At 45.7% G+C, this 16489-nt stretch carries 14 protein-coding genes; 6 read left to right on the top strand and 8 right to left on the bottom strand.

What is annotated here, in order from left to right; all coding sequences use genetic code 11:
• The first annotated feature begins 149 nt into the window (after positions 1 to 149).
• Both trxA and rho read left to right on the top strand, forming a co-directional pair.
• Positions 150 to 476, top strand: a complete 327-nt coding sequence (gene trxA, locus L5L97_RS17575; protein WP_105250415.1) for a thioredoxin TrxA — start codon at positions 150 to 152, stop codon at positions 474 to 476.
• A 209-nt stretch (positions 477 to 685) separates the two neighbouring features.
• A complete protein-coding gene (gene rho / locus L5L97_RS17570) occupies positions 686 to 1951 on the top strand; it encodes a transcription termination factor Rho (RefSeq protein ID WP_011787892.1) in 1266 nt (421 codons plus the stop codon).
• A gap of 99 nt (positions 1952 to 2050) precedes the next feature.
• On the opposite strand, the gene L5L97_RS17565 is transcribed toward rho, so the two are convergent.
• The 4 genes from L5L97_RS17565 to L5L97_RS17550 all read right to left on the bottom strand — a co-directional run bounded on the left by L5L97_RS17565 (position 2051) and on the right by L5L97_RS17550 (position 8117).
• The gene (locus L5L97_RS17565; protein ID WP_263183130.1) at positions 2051 to 5509 is read right to left on the bottom strand and encodes a zinc-dependent metalloprotease; all 3459 of its coding nucleotides are present in this window, start codon (positions 5507 to 5509) and stop codon (positions 2051 to 2053) included.
• Positions 5510 to 5531: 22 nt separating this feature from the next.
• Positions 5532 to 6401, bottom strand: a complete 870-nt coding sequence (locus tag L5L97_RS17560) for a hypothetical protein (protein WP_263183129.1) — start codon at positions 6399 to 6401, stop codon at positions 5532 to 5534.
• 64 nt (positions 6402 to 6465) lie between these two features.
• The gene (locus tag L5L97_RS17555; RefSeq protein ID WP_263183128.1) at positions 6466 to 6885 is read right to left on the bottom strand and encodes a hypothetical protein; all 420 of its coding nucleotides are present in this window, start codon (positions 6883 to 6885) and stop codon (positions 6466 to 6468) included.
• A 302-nt stretch (positions 6886 to 7187) separates the two neighbouring features.
• Positions 7188 to 8117 carry a LysR family transcriptional regulator gene (locus L5L97_RS17550; protein WP_263142947.1) on the bottom strand — a complete coding sequence of 310 codons (930 nt, stop codon included), beginning with the start codon at positions 8115 to 8117 and terminating at the stop codon, positions 7188 to 7190.
• 134 nt (positions 8118 to 8251) lie between these two features.
• On the opposite strand from L5L97_RS17550, the gene L5L97_RS17545 reads away from it, so the two are divergent.
• Together L5L97_RS17545 and L5L97_RS17540 are read left to right on the top strand one after the other, a co-directional pair.
• A complete protein-coding gene (locus tag L5L97_RS17545; protein WP_263142950.1) occupies positions 8252 to 9274 on the top strand; it encodes a zinc-binding alcohol dehydrogenase family protein in 1023 nt (340 codons plus the stop codon).
• Positions 9271 to 9555 carry a putative quinol monooxygenase gene (locus L5L97_RS17540; protein WP_131523405.1) on the top strand — a complete coding sequence of 95 codons (285 nt, stop codon included), beginning with the start codon at positions 9271 to 9273 and terminating at the stop codon, positions 9553 to 9555. The genes L5L97_RS17545 and L5L97_RS17540 overlap by 4 nt, the downstream gene beginning before the upstream one ends.
• A gap of 50 nt (positions 9556 to 9605) precedes the next feature.
• On the opposite strand, the gene L5L97_RS17535 is transcribed toward L5L97_RS17540, so the two are convergent.
• The 4 genes from L5L97_RS17535 to L5L97_RS17520 all read right to left on the bottom strand — a co-directional run bounded on the left by L5L97_RS17535 (position 9606) and on the right by L5L97_RS17520 (position 14002).
• A complete protein-coding gene (locus L5L97_RS17535; RefSeq protein ID WP_113940800.1) occupies positions 9606 to 10337 on the bottom strand; it encodes a fumarate reductase iron-sulfur subunit in 732 nt (243 codons plus the stop codon).
• Positions 10337 to 12343, bottom strand: coding sequence for a fumarate reductase flavoprotein subunit (locus L5L97_RS17530; RefSeq protein WP_263183127.1), 2007 nt, complete (start codon positions 12341 to 12343; stop codon positions 10337 to 10339). Before L5L97_RS17530 ends, L5L97_RS17535 begins: the two co-directional genes overlap by 1 nt.
• 93 nt (positions 12344 to 12436) lie before the next feature.
• The gene (locus tag L5L97_RS17525; protein ID WP_263183125.1) at positions 12437 to 13108 is read right to left on the bottom strand and encodes a fumarate reductase cytochrome b subunit; all 672 of its coding nucleotides are present in this window, start codon (positions 13106 to 13108) and stop codon (positions 12437 to 12439) included.
• A gap of 171 nt (positions 13109 to 13279) precedes the next feature.
• Complete coding sequence (locus tag L5L97_RS17520) at positions 13280 to 14002, bottom strand: fumarate reductase cytochrome b subunit (RefSeq protein ID WP_263183124.1); 723 nt, start codon at positions 14000 to 14002, stop codon at positions 13280 to 13282.
• Positions 14003 to 14456: 454 nt separating this feature from the next.
• Between L5L97_RS17520 and prmA the strand changes: the two genes are divergently transcribed.
• On the top strand, positions 14457 to 15338 hold the full coding sequence (gene prmA / locus L5L97_RS17515) for a 50S ribosomal protein L11 methyltransferase (RefSeq protein WP_263183122.1): 882 nt from the start codon (positions 14457 to 14459) through the stop codon (positions 15336 to 15338).
• A gap of 174 nt (positions 15339 to 15512) precedes the next feature.
• Positions 15513 to 16481: a tRNA dihydrouridine synthase DusB gene (gene dusB / locus L5L97_RS17510; protein ID WP_105250428.1), complete on the top strand. Its 969-nt coding sequence runs from the start codon at positions 15513 to 15515 to the stop codon at positions 16479 to 16481.
• Positions 16482 to 16489 lie beyond the last annotated feature (8 nt).

The following is a 16489-nucleotide window of genomic DNA, read 5'->3' as shown; positions in this document are numbered from 1 at the left end:
GCAAGCTTACCTGTTGAGGTTGCAATAAGATACTCGATCGTTTGAAATAGCCACATTGTAAAAAGGTAACTTGAAAAGCTATTTTTCAGCCCCAATATACATGGTAAGCCATTAACAAACCAGCAATGGCACCCAAACTGGAGAACATCATGAGCGATAAAATTATATACCTGAGTGACGACAGCTTCGAAAACGACGTATTAAAGTCTGATTTGCCAGTATTGGTAGACTTCTGGGCCGAGTGGTGTGGTCCTTGTAAAATGATCGCTCCAATTTTAGACGATGTGTCTGAAGAATATGCAGGTCGCTTGACTATCGCTAAATTAAACGTTGACCAAAACAATGTTTCTCCAGCGAAATATGGCGTTCGTGGCATCCCAACTTTACTGCTATTCAAGAACGGCGAATTAGCCGCGACTAAAGTTGGTGCACTCTCAAAAACGCAATTGAAAGAGTTTATTGACGCTCAAATCTAATTTGACGTCGTAATGAGTGACCTCCGGCACAAGCTATAAATTAATTGTGCCGGAATTTCCCTAAATTTCTGGACGCCCCGCTTTGTTAGTGCTACTTTAATAACCAGATTCTTTCTAATAACCTCTTCTCGCTCGTCAATCACTATCCTGAATTACATCCTTACTGATTGATCGCGGTAAGCTTTGTCGCGTAACACAAGACCCCCAAAATGAACTTAACTGAATTAAAAGACACGCCGATTTCTGACCTAGTCTCGCTAGCTGAAAATATGAAGCTCGAAAATATGGCCCGCGCTCGCAAGCAGGACATTATTTTCTCAATCCTTAAAGCCCACGCAAAAAGTGGAGAAGACATTTTCGGTGGTGGGGTATTAGAAATACTCCAAGACGGTTTCGGCTTCTTACGCAGCTCAGACGGTTCTTATTTAGCTGGTCCAGATGACATCTATGTCTCACCAAGCCAAATTCGCCGCTTCAACATGCGAACGGGTGATACCATTTTTGGTAAAATTCGCCCACCAAAAGAAGGCGAGCGTTATTTTGCTCTATTGAAAGTCAACGAAGTTAACTTCGATAAACCAGAAAACTCCCGTAATAAAATCCTCTTTGAAAACTTGACCCCACTCCACGCAGAAGAACGTATGCGTATGGAGCGCGGCAATGGCTCAACTGAAGATATTACCGCGCGTATTCTGGATTTATGCTCACCGATTGGTAAAGGTCAACGTGGTTTGATCGTTGCACCACCAAAAGCCGGTAAAACGCTATTACTTCAAGGTATTGCTCAAAGCATCAGCTACAACAACCCAGAAGTGGTGTTGATGGTATTGCTGATCGACGAACGTCCAGAAGAAGTAACTGAGATGCAGCGCCTCGTTAAAGGCGAAGTTATCGCATCAACCTTCGATGAGCCAGCCAGCCGCCACGTTCAAGTTGCCGAAATGGTGATTGAAAAAGCAAAACGTTTGGTTGAGCACAAGAAAGACGTCGTTATCTTACTCGATTCGATTACCCGTTTAGCCCGTGCTTATAACACTGTTATCCCGTCATCGGGCAAAGTGTTAACTGGTGGTGTGGATGCGAACGCCCTGCACCGTCCAAAACGCTTCTTCGGTGCGGCACGTAACATCGAACACGGCGGCAGCTTGACCATTATCGCTACAGCCTTGGTTGATACGGGTTCTAAGATGGACGAAGTGATCTACGAAGAATTTAAAGGTACAGGTAACCAAGAGCTACATTTGTCACGTAAAGCGGCAGAAAAGCGCGTGTTCCCAGCCATTGACTTCAACCGCAGCGGTACGCGTCGTGAAGAAAAACTCACGACTCAAGAAGAACTGCAAAAAATGTGGATCCTGCGTAAGATCCTCAATCCTATGGATGAAGTCAGCGCAATGGAATTCTTAATCGATAAATTGGCGATGACCAAGACTAACGAAGAGTTCTTTACCGCCATGAAACGCACTAAGTCTTAAGCCATACAAGATTGCATGAATAATAAGGCCGCTCACTGAGCGGCCTTTTGTTTATGTATTAAAAAAGCCGCGGGTGCGGCTAATCTTGATTCAAGTGACTTAATCAAGCACAGGTAAGTAACTGAGCACTAACTGATCTCGACTTAACTGGCTATCAATGATCTCACCTACTGTGCCATTGTTTAACTTGATGGCAAGCGTGGCCTCCCCGGCTTGCGTCTTAAAGGTTTCCATCTCTTTAATTCGGTTGATCAGCGCAAGTGCTAAGGTGTTTTCTGCGGTTGCCGCGTACACTCGGCCATTTAACGTCACTTCCGCTTGAGTAGCCAATGCCGGGCCAGCTAAACGAATACCCACGTATTCACGCCATAGCCTGGCTTTTTGCTCGCCTTGATAATCACTGTCAACGGATGCAAGCACCACTTGGCGTAATATCATCTGCAGTAAATTACTCTTACCTTTTGGCTGCCCGTTAACAGTATCGAATTGGAAGTAACGTGATACCGAACGGTCGTAATTAGGTAATGGCTCAATACTTTGTTGCGCAAAATCAGTGTAATAAGGCAAATAGCTATCGAGCTTACCACTCGCGCCACAGCTTTCGGCAAAGAGTGGCGTATTACCACGAGTCAGCCCAGGACCTTCACCCATGGTCATCTTACACAGCATATCTTGGAACACGGGACCCACATTAGGTAAATCAACCAATGCTTTATAACCAAGACTCGATGTACTACGTGGGGTGGTACGTGATACTAAGGCTCTCACGGCTAACAATTTATCTGGCCACACCCCCAACACGTCGCGCTCATTCACATAGGGATGGTTAGGTGAGGACGCAGGCGTTTTAATACCGTTGAGTAAGCGACCCGAAAAGCTGACATCCGCCGTTAATAAATCCTGAAATTTAGGATTGATTTGCGATTTAATGATCAACTCTTTCAAGGCTTCTGGAGAATCAGAGAACTGACTTATCACCTCACCAGGCTCAAACTTCGCCTTCATATCGCCGCTTTTAAAACGATATTGTTCAAGCACTTTGCCAAAATTGTACTGTTGTCTTAAGGCCACGCTGCCATCGGCTTGCTTGTATGTCACGTCCAATGTGGCGTCATTTTCTCCCACCAGCTTGAGGAAAAAATCTGCCGACTGATTCATCGCCCGCTGATTCGCACAATACCAAGCCTCGCTACCTGCCGCCGCCAATCGTTCGCATTCACCAGCGAAAAAGTTTTCAGATAGACCAAATAATTGCTCTAAAAAGCTCACATCTTCAATGAATTGACGTATTTCATCAAACTGAGCTTTACGATTAATGGCGTAACTTAGGCTATGATCTTCAAATAAAGATTGACGATTATGGCGTAAGTTCATGGTCTCGTAGCTATCAAAATACTTCTCGATATAGAACTGATTAATATCATCTAAGTTTTTACCTGCATCACCACGATTACAGTTGCTGTTAAGGGACACATGTTCATCAGTGCAGTAAGAATACTGACGTAGGCTATTGTTTTGTTCAATGTTATAGAGCACACCAAATCGAGTATCTCCATTAACAACTCCTTTGGCGAGTTCGTCACGGCGTTTGACATCTTCCGCTTTGAGCGACACAAATTCGTTGGCCTTCGTTTCTACTTCACGGGCATAACCAAAACGTAACGCGGCTAAGTCATAGGGTTCAAACGTGGTCGCAAACCGATTCACGTTGTAATCCATTTGGCTGGAAAACTCGGCATTAACAGTAATGTCTGGGTAACCCGCATCGCTAAAGGCGACTTTTAACTCCGTCAGTTGCGCTTGGTTAAAGGTATTGTCGTGGTCGCGACTCCCAGCAAAGTTATGCCTTAAGCCAAAGGTATGCCCTAACTCATGGGTTAAGGTGCCAGCAAATGCTTGTGCAGCTAGGGCTGTCGTTAAGGAGTCTTGTAAACTTATGGGCAGATCTTCAAATGCCGCTAACTTACCACCCACTTTGCCGTCAACCCACATTTCAGCTTTTTTCCAGTCAATTTCATGACCCTTAATGCCGCGAGGTAATTCACGATCACTACCACCCGTAGCAAACACGGTATCCACATGCATCATTGAGTTTTCAGACCAAAACGCTTGTGTTTTTTCATCAAAATCCGCTAAAGCATCGAAACTATTATCCTTGGGCGTTAATAACATCGATTTGGGTGCAGCGATAAGTTGCTGAGTGGGTTGCTCAAATGCAGCCGCCTCAACTGGCGCGGTGTCTAGGCTGACATCAGGCTTGTCCAAACGAGAGACATATGGCTCACCCGTTAACGACGTCACTGAATTCGCGTCCAATTTGCCTCTGTTATAATCTAAACGCACTTGGCGATAGTAACGTACTGCGCCTTGTTTTAGATTCGAGCTGTATTGATTGACTCGCGCACTAACAATTTCACCTGTTAGTGGGTTTGCCGCTGATGGACCATAACCCGCCAAGCCATTATCCAGTGGCTCATCGAATAAGGTGATGTTGCTATAGCGCAGGTCGCCATGGCGTTTATCATTGGCTTGCTCAAGTTTTATCTGTGGAAAACCGGTTTTATACAGCTTGTTTTGAATGTTAATTGCCGTAACAGACTCAATGGCAGCATCCAAAAAGGGTTTATTTTTCGCATCGTAGAAATTATTACTCAGGTAATAAGTCAGTTCCGATTTGGCCGGATTAAAGCGATTCAAGTAGGTACGCACATACCCGTCAACGCCCTCTGAGTCAGTCGCATCACGATAGGTATGGGAGGAGGTAAAGAAGCCAAATGCACCCTTTTCATTTTCGGCATAGGGAATCGCTTGATAGTCTTTACTGGCTAACTGATCCACCGCCACAATCGAAATAAACTCGGTGGTCGTAAAGGATAGGTTGTCGAGGTTGCCACCGTAAAATTGGTTAAAGCAACTTGGTGAAGCTTGATAGATATGCTCAATTTCAAAGTTAACCACGCCCTTAGCTAAATCCATCTCATAGCCTTTTTGGCCTTGAGTATTTACTAGTCGTGGGGCTTCTGTTTCAGTAACACATTCACCAAAGGTGAAAATGTCATTAATGCTCAACTCGGCAATTTTGGCTTTGGCAAAATCAGGGACAAAATAGCGCTTATCCTGCCATGTTAAATTAGCATCTGTGTTAACTTGCTCTACGTTAACGCACTCACGCCATTTATCTTCAGTACATTTAAAGTCGATATATTCGCCAGGAATGGTTAACACTGGCGCTTGGTTATACTCATTAGGATAACGACTGTCATGGCCTAGTCCGATATTATCTCGGTCAATTTGACGTACTTGGATACCATTCTCAGTTTTATGCAAGGTCACCAACTTAGGATCACCTTGGGTAAAACCTCGCACCTCGGCAGCATAACGCGGAGCCTTACCCACGCTGCGAATGTAGAGATATTGCCGCTCAGTTGCTTTATCGATGTCGGCAGTGGTGACTTGCTTTTCATCTTTCGGGAGTTCTTTATAAGGCTCATCGCCGGCACCACACCCCACAAGGGTCAGTGCGCTGGTGATCGCCAGACATACCATGGACTTCTTCATAGATTCCTCTTAACTACTGTTTTTATAGATATTTAGTAATTGACAAATAAAAGGTTGAACTCTTTTTGTCATAAATCTCAAATCCCTGAGATGTCCCCACTTCTGGGTTATAGAAACGACCACTATTGTTGTGACCAACAGCCAACACCCAATCAGACTTAAACGACCAACCGAGTTCTTGGGCAAAGGTAAATTGATCATCGAGTCGACGACCGTAATAGTTTTTGGAAATCCGATAACGACCACTCATATCCAAATACCAATTGGCCGTTATTTGCCAATAAGCATCGAGTAATCCATCGAGTTGCTGTTCAACTAACACGCGCTCACCAGCGGTTTTGTATTGGTAAGCGTTGTAGCGATAGCGCGGTGAAAAATAAAAACTTAGGTTATCTAGCGGGCTCCAAAATAAGTACGCGGCAATGCGCGGCGCATATTGCAACCTATCTAGTTTTGATTCACGTTCTGCGGGTAAATACACACCTAAACTGCCTTTCAATGAGACGGTATCGCTTAAGGCATACAGTGGCGTGCGGTACTCCAGCAAAGGATCATAAAAACTGGACTCTTTGCCATGTAGTGTTTGCTTTTCACCCCCAAGGGTAAACAACACATTGCCCCAATTTGCCTTGTAATCGATACGGCTATCGATGTTGTAGGCTTGATAGGCGTAATAACTTTCCGAGTCATAAATGTTTCGCGTAAAACCCACATTAACGTAGCCAGACCATTTTGCTGCTTGTGCATCCGTTGCTAGCTCAAATTCATTGACGGCCAATGCTTGGCCGACAAAGGAGAAACTGGCCAGCATCACCTGCACGCAGAAAAGCACAGACCATTTATTTCGTCGACGAGGAATCGACGAATAATATTGATTACTCGTTGGTTGCATAATAAAACCTTGATTTATATTTTTAATGAAAAATCTTGATAGTGAGCATGCGCTCTATTTAACGCTAGGATGTACTTGCTTGAATTGATTTCATCCAATTAAGTAAAACTGAATAATAGTTTTCTATATTAGTAATATAACTACGTATAAATATGGTTAAGACGAAATAAATAAAACCCAAAAAAACGAAAAAAGACGCTCCCCAAAATATGCTTTCAAAATCCGTTTGGGCAAACCCAGCCCAAAGGGGAGCGCTATATTCACCAACTATTACTATTGACTGATGGCTAACAGGTTCACAGTGAAATGCCAACACCGAAGCCATTGATAAATAATTATTTTTAATAACACAAGAATTAGACAACGCGGCAATATTCACAGGTAAACTCACCCATAATATTCCAAATATCAGCCACTCACCCACAGCGAAAAGAAAACGCTTTGGTATTTTTGGATATTTTTTTGTGGCTAATTTCGTTAACATTGCTCGTCAATACGTCATGCTATAAATAATCTCCACTGCGACATCACAGCCAAAGATACAAAAAGATACATTTGTTGCATCATACGCACGAACAAAAAATATTTACAACTCACACAAGAGCTAACTCATATTAAATTAAAATAAATATGAGTTAGATCAGAAAAATCCAGCAAAATTAAACATAAAAAAACACAATGAGAAACAACTAAGCCCACCCAACAAAACAATTTAGAAAACTTTATTTATAAATAAATAACAACATGCAGTGCGCTTATTTACATATACCACCATAATGCAATTGCTTAAGGGTGTTGTGGGAGAATATGACGAGCCGCCAACTGCATTTGCAGCTCCTTACAACGTTGGCGTAACATTTCGCGAAGCAGTAACACCACGGGAGTGACATGTTCACGTCCTGGGCACACTAAGTACAAATCGACGGGCTCCCCCTGATACTCAGGCAACAAACGTACTAATCGCCCTGAGATTAAGTCATCGGCCAGATCTAGACTCGACTTAAATACCAACCCTTTGCCAGCCACAGCCCAACGGCGGGCAATCTCGGCATCATTAGCACTACGATTGCCCGTGACACGCACTTTGAATTCTTGACCATCACGCCTAAATAGCCATTGATCGTGGGTGCGATCATCCAACTTATAAAACAAGCAATTATGCTCGACTAGTTGTTCTAATGAATCAAGCGCACCAAACTTAGCGAGATATTCAGGTGAGGCGCACAAGACACGATCAACACTGCAGATAGGGAAAGCCACTTGGTTAGAATCCTGCGGTTTTCCATAGCGCACGGCGACATCAATTTTATCGTGATAAAAACTGCTGATATTGTCGCCAAGGTGCAAGCGAACTTGCAGTTGAGGGAAATCGAGCAAAAACTCGTCGAGCCAAGGCACAAAAAGATTACGGCCAAAGTCTGAAGAAACCGACAGGCTTAAGGTGCCGGATATTTTACCTTTATCACTGGCGATAGCTTGTTCGCCAAGCGCTAAATCGCTTAGCGCACGTCGGCAATGAATAAGATAACGTTCACCTTGCACAGTCAAACGTAAGCTGCGTGTCGTGCGGATAAATAAGCTAGTATCGAGCTGTTTTTCAAGCCGTTTTATTGCCGCGCTGGCAGAAGCGGCGGAGATATCCATCTCGGCTGCTGCGGCAGATATATTGCCGCAATCAGCGACTCGCACGAACAAAGCTAAATCATTAATTAGCATGATTATCAAAAATCCTTTGAAAAAATTACAAACTTTATCCTGTTTATCTCTTGGCTAATATTCCACACAATGGCTACACGATACAAGTACACTCAAATAAGTCGACTCCAGCAAGTACACCCAGAGGAATAAACATGAAAGCCATTGGTTACCAGACAGCAAGTGCAATCACAGCGCCAAATGCATTAGAAAACATCACGCTAGCCGAGCCAACTGCGACAGGTTTTGACCTTTTAGTGGAAATCAAAGCCATTTCTGTCAATCCGGTTGATACAAAAATCCGTGCATCTAGCTCTGCACCTGCAGGCGAATACAAAATTATCGGCTGGGATGCGGTCGGTGTCGTCAAAGCCATTGGTGAGAAAGTCAGTCTTTTCAACGTTGGCGATGAAGTGTGGTATGCGGGTGATATCAGTCGCAGCGGAAGTTATGCAGAATATCAATTGGTTGATGAGCGAATTGTCGGCCATAAACCTAAAAGTTTAACCTATACCCAAGCCGCGGCATTACCTTTAACGGGGATTACGGCATGGGAGATTTTATTCGACCGTTTAGCTTTACCCCAAGATGGTTCGGCAACTGACGCCCGTATTTTAATTATCGGTGCGGCCGGCGGAGTGGGTTCAATCATCACTCAGCTTGCAGTAAAACTCACAGGTGCAGAAGTCATAGGCACTGCATCTCGTCCTGAATCCGCCGCATGGGTGCACAAACTTGGTGCCGATGCTGTTATCGACCACACCAAGCCACTTTCACAGGAACTTGCCAATATTGGCATTACTGATGTGACCCATGTGATTAGCTTAACCCAAACCGATCAGCATTTTGATGAAATAGTACAAGTGCTTAAGCCACAAGGAAAACTAGCATTAATCGATGATCCTAAAGGGCCATTAGATGTGATGAAACTTAAGCGTAAAAGCTTATCCTTACACTGGGAACTGATGTTTACCCGCAGCCTTTATCAGACCGAGGATATGATTGCACAACATCACTTACTCAACCGCTTAAGCGCCCTTATCGATACAGGCGAGTTACAGAGTACGTTCGGTGAGCACTACGGCACCATTAATGCCCAAAACTTAATCAAAGCTCACGCTCTGATAGAGTCTGGCAAAGCAATAGGTAAAATTGTTTTAGAAGGTTTTAACCAATGAAAATAACAGTATTTGCCCAAATCATAGCGAATCAAGGCCAAAGCGATACGCTATTTAAGATACTCAAGCAACTCGTGACAGACACTCATACCGAGGCTGGCTGCATCGAATACAAACTGCATCACTCATTAGATGATGAAAATATCTTCTGGATGTACGAAATTTGGCAATCCAAAGCAGCACTGGATGAACATATGGCGAGTACGCACTTTCAAGCATTCGTCGCTCAAACCGCAGACATAATCAATCGAGCTGACATTCACAAAAGCTACGCCTGCTAATCAACAAAAAAGCGCCAAACACGTTGGCGCTTTTCATCATTTATCACTTATCAAATCAAAGTCATGGCCATCTTGCGGCGTAAATACGCGATTTGCTGCATGTGTGGCAAATCCTTAGGACAGTTGTCTTGGCAGCCGAGTAAAGTCATACAACCAAATACGCCATCCTGATTGCCAATCACATGGTAAAAATCCTCGGCAGTACGAGCGTCACGGCTGTCCATCTCAAAACGAGCTATTTTCATCATGCCCACAGCGCCGACAAAAGTTTCACGCATTTGTTTCGTCGCACAGGCGGAAACACATACACCACATTCAACGCAGCGCTCTAGCTCATACAAACGCGCAGCTTCATCTGGATCCATAGGATCTTCAAGCCGATGCACGCTTATATCATTGGCCTTAGGGTGTAACCACAGCTTTAAGCGTTCGGCCAGTTCCCGCATAAACTTACCAGTATTAACCGAGAGATCACCAATCAACTCAAAACCTGGCAGCGGCATTAAGGTGATTTCGCCCTTAGGGTATTTGGCCGTTAAGGTGCGGCAAGCTAGCGTCGGGAAACCGTTGATCACCATAGCGCAGCTACCACAGATGCCAGCACGACAGACAAAGTCGAACTGCAATGAAGTGTCTTGTTCTTCCCTGAGTTTATTAAGGGCGATAAATACCGTCATCCCCGGCGTTTCGGTAAGCTGATAACGCACCATTTTCGGCTTATCGTTTGGCTCCTGCGGATCATAACGAAAGATATTAAAGGTTAACTGACGACCTTGGCTCATTATGATTTTTCTCCTAATGCATTGGCAGATGGACTTTTTAAAGTATCACTTAAACGTTCATTATTGGGTTGTAAGCTCTCGGGTAATTCAAAGGGCATAAGAGCCCGCTGCCTTTGATAACGGTCAGCATCATCACCTAGCTCAGCTAAAATCTCGGCAATTTGCTGTTCACGCTTTTCGGTATTGGGATGCACTATGGCGTTGTTGATGCCATAACCACGATAACCCGGCGGGAGTTCCATCTTCATCACATCGAGTGCTTCGTAGTTAAGCACAGGTTCGAGTGCCTCGGGATCCGGCCAGCTGGCCAAGGTGCGATTCAGCCAGTCTCGATCATTTCGCTGTGGATAATCCTCGCGAGCATGGGCACCACGACTCTCTGTTCGCGCTGCGGCGCCGCAGGCTACGGTTAGCGCCACTTTTAGCATACGCTTGACCCGCAGGGCTTCAACTAACTCGGGATTGGCGTGACGCTTTTTACACTTAAGCCCGAGTTTACGCGAACGCTCGAGCAACACTTTTAGTTCGGCAACCGCTTTTTCAAGCTCGGGGCCATTACGGAAAATCCCCACATAATCCATCATGATGCGCTGCATTTCGCGCTTGAGCTCAAAGGCGCTCTCGTGACCATCACCCTCGACCAGCATATCGATTTCACTCTGCACCTGCTGCATAAACCGTTCAGCAAGCTGAGTGTCGATCTCAAGGCTATTGTTCTCACAAAAATCGGCGACATATTTACCAATAATCATACCGCCAACCACGGTTTCGGCCAACGAATTACCGCCTAAACGGTTAAAGCCGTGCATGTCCCAACAGGCCGCCTCTCCTACGCTAAATAAGCCTTTAAGCTGCGGACTTTCACCTGTGGCATTAGTCCGAATACCGCCCATAGAATAATGCTGAGTTGGGCGTACAGGGATCCAATCTTTAGCGGGATCGATGCCAAGGAAATTCTCACAAATTTCCTGCACTTCCCTAAGATTCGTTTCAATATGCTTGCGACCTAAAAGGGTTATATCTAGCCACAAATGCGGGCCATAAGGGCTATCGACGCCCTTACCTTTACGTATATGTTCGGTCATGCGACGCGATACGACATCCCGCGATGCCAACTCCTTTTTATCGGGCTCATAGTCAGGCATAAAGCGATAACCGTCTTTATCGCGCAATAAGCCGCCATCACCACGGCACCCTTCCGTTGTTAAAATGCCCACGGGGACAATGGCAGTGGGATGGAATTGTACCGCCTCCATATTGCCAAGCCTTGCCACGCCAGTTTCCAATGCCAACGCTTGGCCAATACCTTCGCAGATAATCGCATTGGTCGACACTTCATAAATTCGGCCATAACCACCAGTGGCTATCGTAGTGGACTTAGCCACATAGGCTCTAAGTTCACCCGTAATCAAACAACGAGCAATCACGCCATGGCAACGCTTACCATCGTGAATAAGTGCCAAGGCTTCGATACGTTCATGGACGGGAATATCCATGGAAATCGCTTTGTTATCCATAGCGTATAACAGCGAATGACCTGTACCGTCGGCGGTATAACAAGTGCGCCATTTTTTAGTCCCGCCAAAGTCCCGCGCATTAATCAATCCATGGGCTTCTTGGGCCTCATGTAGGGTGACTTTTTGCGCATTGACTATCACTTCTCTTGGGCCAGCAGTCACCCGAGACCAAGGCACGCCCCAATTTGCTAATTCACGCACGGCCTTAGGTGCACAATGGGCAAACATCCGTGCGACATCTTGATCGCAGCCCCAATCGGAACCTTTTACCGTATCTTGAAAATGCACATCCTCATCATCGCCCATTCCCTTAACAGCATTGCCTAAACTCGCCTGCATACCGCCTTGAGCGGCAGCTGAGTGGGAGCGTTTCGCAGGAATGAGTGACAGCACTAAGGTATCGAGCCCACGCTCTTTCGAAGCGATAGCGACCCTTAAGCCCGCGAGCCCAGCTCCTACCACCAATGAATCGGTATAAATCAGTTTCACGCCTGCTCCTTAATGGGGTCTATTGTTTTGTGCTGTTTTTTTATGTTCGACATTCTATTCACTGATTAACTTAATCATTGATTAAAAGCGGAATTAACTCGCGTAGGGTAAAAATGCCAGAAGTGAGGCGACACCAACAGTGACAAATAGCACGCTCACTATGGTCTTGATCTTACGTAATCGACTGCGGTTGTTGAGATCCCGCGCCGCGCCCCATTTCAAAGCCACACGGTAAATGCCAATTGCTGCATGTAACTCCACAGTGAGCAGTAAAGGCAGATACACCATCCAGACACCTTGATTCCAAATACGATCGGCGCTTCCCTGAGGGCCAATGGTTTCGGGAGCCGAGCCAATAAGCCACAAATGCACAGGCAACAGCAGTAAAATCACTACACCGGTAATGGCTTGCCAGCGCCACAAGCGAGTATCGCTGTGGTCGATCACTTGCATTTGTTGGTGCAGAGCCCTTTGCTGACGCAGACTCATGGGTAATTTTTGCAATGCCACTAACACGTGCACTAACGCCAAAATGGCAATACCAATGGCAATACAAGTCACTACCCAAGGATAACCGTGTCCATCAGCGGACAGAAAACTCAGCTCCATAGTGCGTGCCACCCAACTCATGGCATCCGCACCCAATAAAATCGATGACACTAACACTAAGTGGGTCCACAAAAAGACTGCGAGTATTACCCCAGACAAACTCTGGCTTAAATCCAGCCAAGCACTCCATTTTTTAATATTTAATTTGATCGCCATCCTATCGCCTCACGCCGTTGACCTTATCGAGCCAATCTCATTAAGTCTTATCGCAAACCAATATCGCTCACACATCCACACGAAAACGTGAGCCAGATCAATTGAGTGCTGAATAATTAACCTAATGCTTAATAATAGCAGTGAAACAAAATCCTGCTGCTGGCTTAAAGCCTACTCAGGTACGAAGGGCTGCACAGGAATACCGAGCTCGCTACCGATAAATAGATATGAAACAAGGCTCGCAGTACCAAGGCATAGCAAGTAAATAATCAGCACCTTAGCGAATTTTCGTAGACCTGAACGTTTAGTGGTTATGCCCCACTTTACCGCCACGCGATAGAGACCAATCATGGCGTGTACCACTACAGCGGGAAGTAACAGCGCATACAGCAACCAAGCATTATCGTGATAAACCCGCTCAGCCGATAAATGCGGGCCAATTTCGGGATTCAAAATCATAGTGAAGAGATGAACTGGAACGAGGAAAAATAAGATAAAGCCAGTGATCAGTTGCCAAAACCACGCATGGGTATCCTTATGCTTGATATTCCCCATGTGCGAACGCAGGGCTCGCCATTGCCCTAGCTGCGCCGGAAAACGCCGTAGCGCCACCGCGGCATGTACTATCACCACCAATAGCATAAACACTGAAAACACTTTAGTGACTATAGGAAAACCATGTCCTGTGCTGCTAAACATCCCACCTTCAAGCAACTGAACGACCCGATAAAAAGCCTCTTTACCCAGCAAAATACTCGATTCAAAATGCATGTGTAATAGTAAAAAACTGCCAAGCATAATCCCTGTCGCACTCTGCAGCCTATCAGCCTTAGCCGACCAAGGATGACCTAGCGGTGTACTCACCCTATTGTGAACTCGAGTTATGCTTGTCATCTTGAATTAACCTATGTCGTTTATCGTTGGCACCTCTTGGCAAACTACACCATAGCAGCAACTCAAATCAGGCTTCAGTGTCACAGATTTAAAGCGTGAGCCAACTCACCTGACGGAGTTCAACTCTTAGAAGATGATCACAAAAAACGTATCAAAACCAAACAAAGGTAAAACCAATTAACCAATATTTTTCATAGTGTTATACCAAATAATAAAACTGACAATTCGTTTTTTAACACCAATCCATACCCGACAGCTAACGCCTTGTCTGTATAGACAAAAGCGTAATACCAGGATAGCCAGTCGTCGAACCTAAAGCCTAGTGATAATCAAACGACCTTACCTAAAGCGCTTTAAATTCCCGCTACGTCCTGCATTTTGGGATAGTTTGGGTATACAATACCGCGATATTTTGAACCCTTAGTTTATGAACACTCAGTCACAGGATGCCCCCATGCCTTGGATCCAACTCCGTATAAACACCAATAGCGATGACGCTGAAACCATCAGCGACTTGCTCATGGAAGAAGGTTCAGTCTCTATCACCTTCGAAGACGGTAAAGATACCCCTATTTTTGAACCTAAATTGGGCGAAACCCCACTGTGGCGCGATACCGTGGTAGTGGCCTTATTCGATGCAGAAACCGATCTGACACCGACCATCGCCATGCTGAAAACCTTGCCTTTCCTCGGTGAGAACTTCAGCCATAAAGTCGAACAAATTGAAGATAAAGACTGGGTACGCGAATGGATGGATAACTTCCACCCAATCCAATTCGGCACACGTTTATGGATCTGCCCAAGCTGGCGCGAAATCCCAGATCCAACCGCAGTTAATGTGATCTTAGATCCGGGTCTTGCCTTCGGTACTGGCACTCATCCCACGACAGCACTGTGTTTAGAGTGGCTAGACAGCTTAGATTTAAGCGATGAAGAAGTGATCGATTTTGGCTGTGGTTCAGGCATCTTAGCCGTAGCCGCACTGAAACTGGGTGCGAAAAAAGTCACAGGTATCGATATCGACTATCAAGCCATCGACGCCTCGCGTGCCAACGCCGAGCGCAATGATGTCGCTGACAAGCTGGCGTTGTACTTACCAGAAGACCAACCCGCCGATCTCAAAGCCGACGTACTGGTCGCCAATATTCTTGCTGGCCCACTGCGTGATTTAGCGCCTTTGATCGCAGAACGCGTAAAAACCGGTGGCAAACTTGCCCTTTCCGGCCTCCTCAAAGAACAAGCCCAAGAAATCTCTGACTTTTATAGCCAATGGTTCGATATGGACGCAGCGGCTCACAAAGAAGATTGGAGCCGCTTGACAGGTAAGCGTAAATAGCGCTAAAGGGTGGCGCAACATGCGCCACCGCTGGCTTCCAACAATTTAGCCTCTGACTTCTCGTCAATTAAAAGTCAAGAAAAAAAATTACCTCTAGGTCATTTATTGACCTTTTCACGGCCAACAAAAAGGGCTACTATAGCGCCCCTTTGAAGAGCTAAGGTGAAACATAAAATGCAGATTGGACCCTATCAACTGAACAATCAGCTGATCGTGGCACCAATGGCAGGTGTCACCGATCAAGCCTTCCGCAATCTTTGTCTTCGTTATGGCGCAGCCTTAGCGGTTTCCGAGATGCTTTCATCCAATCCCGAGGTTTGGGATACAGATAAAAGCCGCCAGCGCATGACGCATTCTGGCGAGGAAGGCATCCGCTCAGTGCAAATTGCAGGGGCTGATCCTGATTTAATGGCGCAAGCCGCCTTGTTCAATGTCGAACAAGGTGCTCACATCATTGATATCAATATGGGTTGCCCCGCGAAAAAAGTGAATAAAAAGCTGGCTGGCTCAGCGCTGATGCAAAATCCACCGCTGGTAAAAGAGATTTTACAAGCCGTGGTCGCCGCAGTGAATGTGCCTGTCACGTTAAAGATTCGCACCGGCTGGGAGCCAGAACACAAGAATGGTGTTCAAATCGCCCAGATTGCAGAGGATTGTGGCATCGCCTCGCTCGCCGTTCACGGCCGCACGAGACAATGTATGTACAGAGGCAACGCCGAGTACGACACGATCAAAGCAATCAAACAGAATGTCTCGATTCCTGTCGTCGCCAATGGGGACATCGACAGTCCGGAGAAAGCCCGCTTTGTGCTGGAATACACCGGTGCCGATGCCTTGATGATAGGACGGGGTGCTCAAGGACGGCCTTGGATTTTCAGAGAAATCCAGCACTACTTGGAAACGGGTAATAAGCTAGCGCCCATTGAGGTTGCCGAACAGCGTCAAGTGATGCTGGAACACCTCACCAAACTGTATGACTTATATGGTGAATACAAGGGTATCCGCTTCGCCAGAAAACATATGGGATGGTACCTAGACCAAGAAGCTCAGCGCCAATTTAGGGCTGACTTTAATCGGCTGGAAACCGCTGCAGAACAGTATTCCCTCGTGGAATGTTATTTTGATGAATTAGTACAGAATTAATAAAGAGC

The organism is Shewanella sp. SM71 (assembly GCF_025653905.1).
GTDB lineage: Bacteria > Pseudomonadota > Gammaproteobacteria > Enterobacterales > Shewanellaceae > Shewanella > Shewanella oncorhynchi.
Note: the sequence above shows the minus strand (reverse complement) of the source record. Positions and strands in the feature narration are given on the sequence as shown.

Bases quoted from the DNA above. Each gene is read 5' to 3' on its own strand.
- L5L97_RS17560 (WP_263183129.1), bottom strand. From the start codon at position 6,401: ATGCAACCAACGAGTAATCAATATTATTCGTCGATTCCTCGTCGACGA.
- L5L97_RS17525 (WP_263183125.1), bottom strand. From the start codon at position 13,108: ATGGCGATCAAATTAAATATTAAAAAATGGAGTGCTTGGCTGGATTTA.
- L5L97_RS17535 (WP_113940800.1), bottom strand. From the start codon at position 10,337: ATGAGCCAAGGTCGTCAGTTAACCTTTAATATCTTTCGTTATGATCCG.
- trxA (WP_105250415.1), top strand. From the start codon at position 150: ATGAGCGATAAAATTATATACCTGAGTGACGACAGCTTCGAAAACGAC.
- rho (WP_011787892.1), top strand. From the start codon at position 686: ATGAACTTAACTGAATTAAAAGACACGCCGATTTCTGACCTAGTCTCG.
- L5L97_RS17550 (WP_263142947.1), bottom strand. From the start codon at position 8,117: ATGCTAATTAATGATTTAGCTTTGTTCGTGCGAGTCGCTGATTGCGGC.
- dusB (WP_105250428.1), top strand. From the start codon at position 15,513: ATGCAGATTGGACCCTATCAACTGAACAATCAGCTGATCGTGGCACCA.
- L5L97_RS17545 (WP_263142950.1), top strand. From the start codon at position 8,252: ATGAAAGCCATTGGTTACCAGACAGCAAGTGCAATCACAGCGCCAAAT.
- L5L97_RS17540 (WP_131523405.1), top strand. From the start codon at position 9,271: ATGAAAATAACAGTATTTGCCCAAATCATAGCGAATCAAGGCCAAAGC.
- L5L97_RS17520 (WP_263183124.1), bottom strand. From the start codon at position 14,002: ATGACAAGCATAACTCGAGTTCACAATAGGGTGAGTACACCGCTAGGT.
- prmA (WP_263183122.1), top strand. From the start codon at position 14,457: ATGCCTTGGATCCAACTCCGTATAAACACCAATAGCGATGACGCTGAA.
- L5L97_RS17555 (WP_263183128.1), bottom strand. From the start codon at position 6,885: ATGTTAACGAAATTAGCCACAAAAAAATATCCAAAAATACCAAAGCGT.
- L5L97_RS17565 (WP_263183130.1), bottom strand. From the start codon at position 5,509: ATGAAGAAGTCCATGGTATGTCTGGCGATCACCAGCGCACTGACCCTT.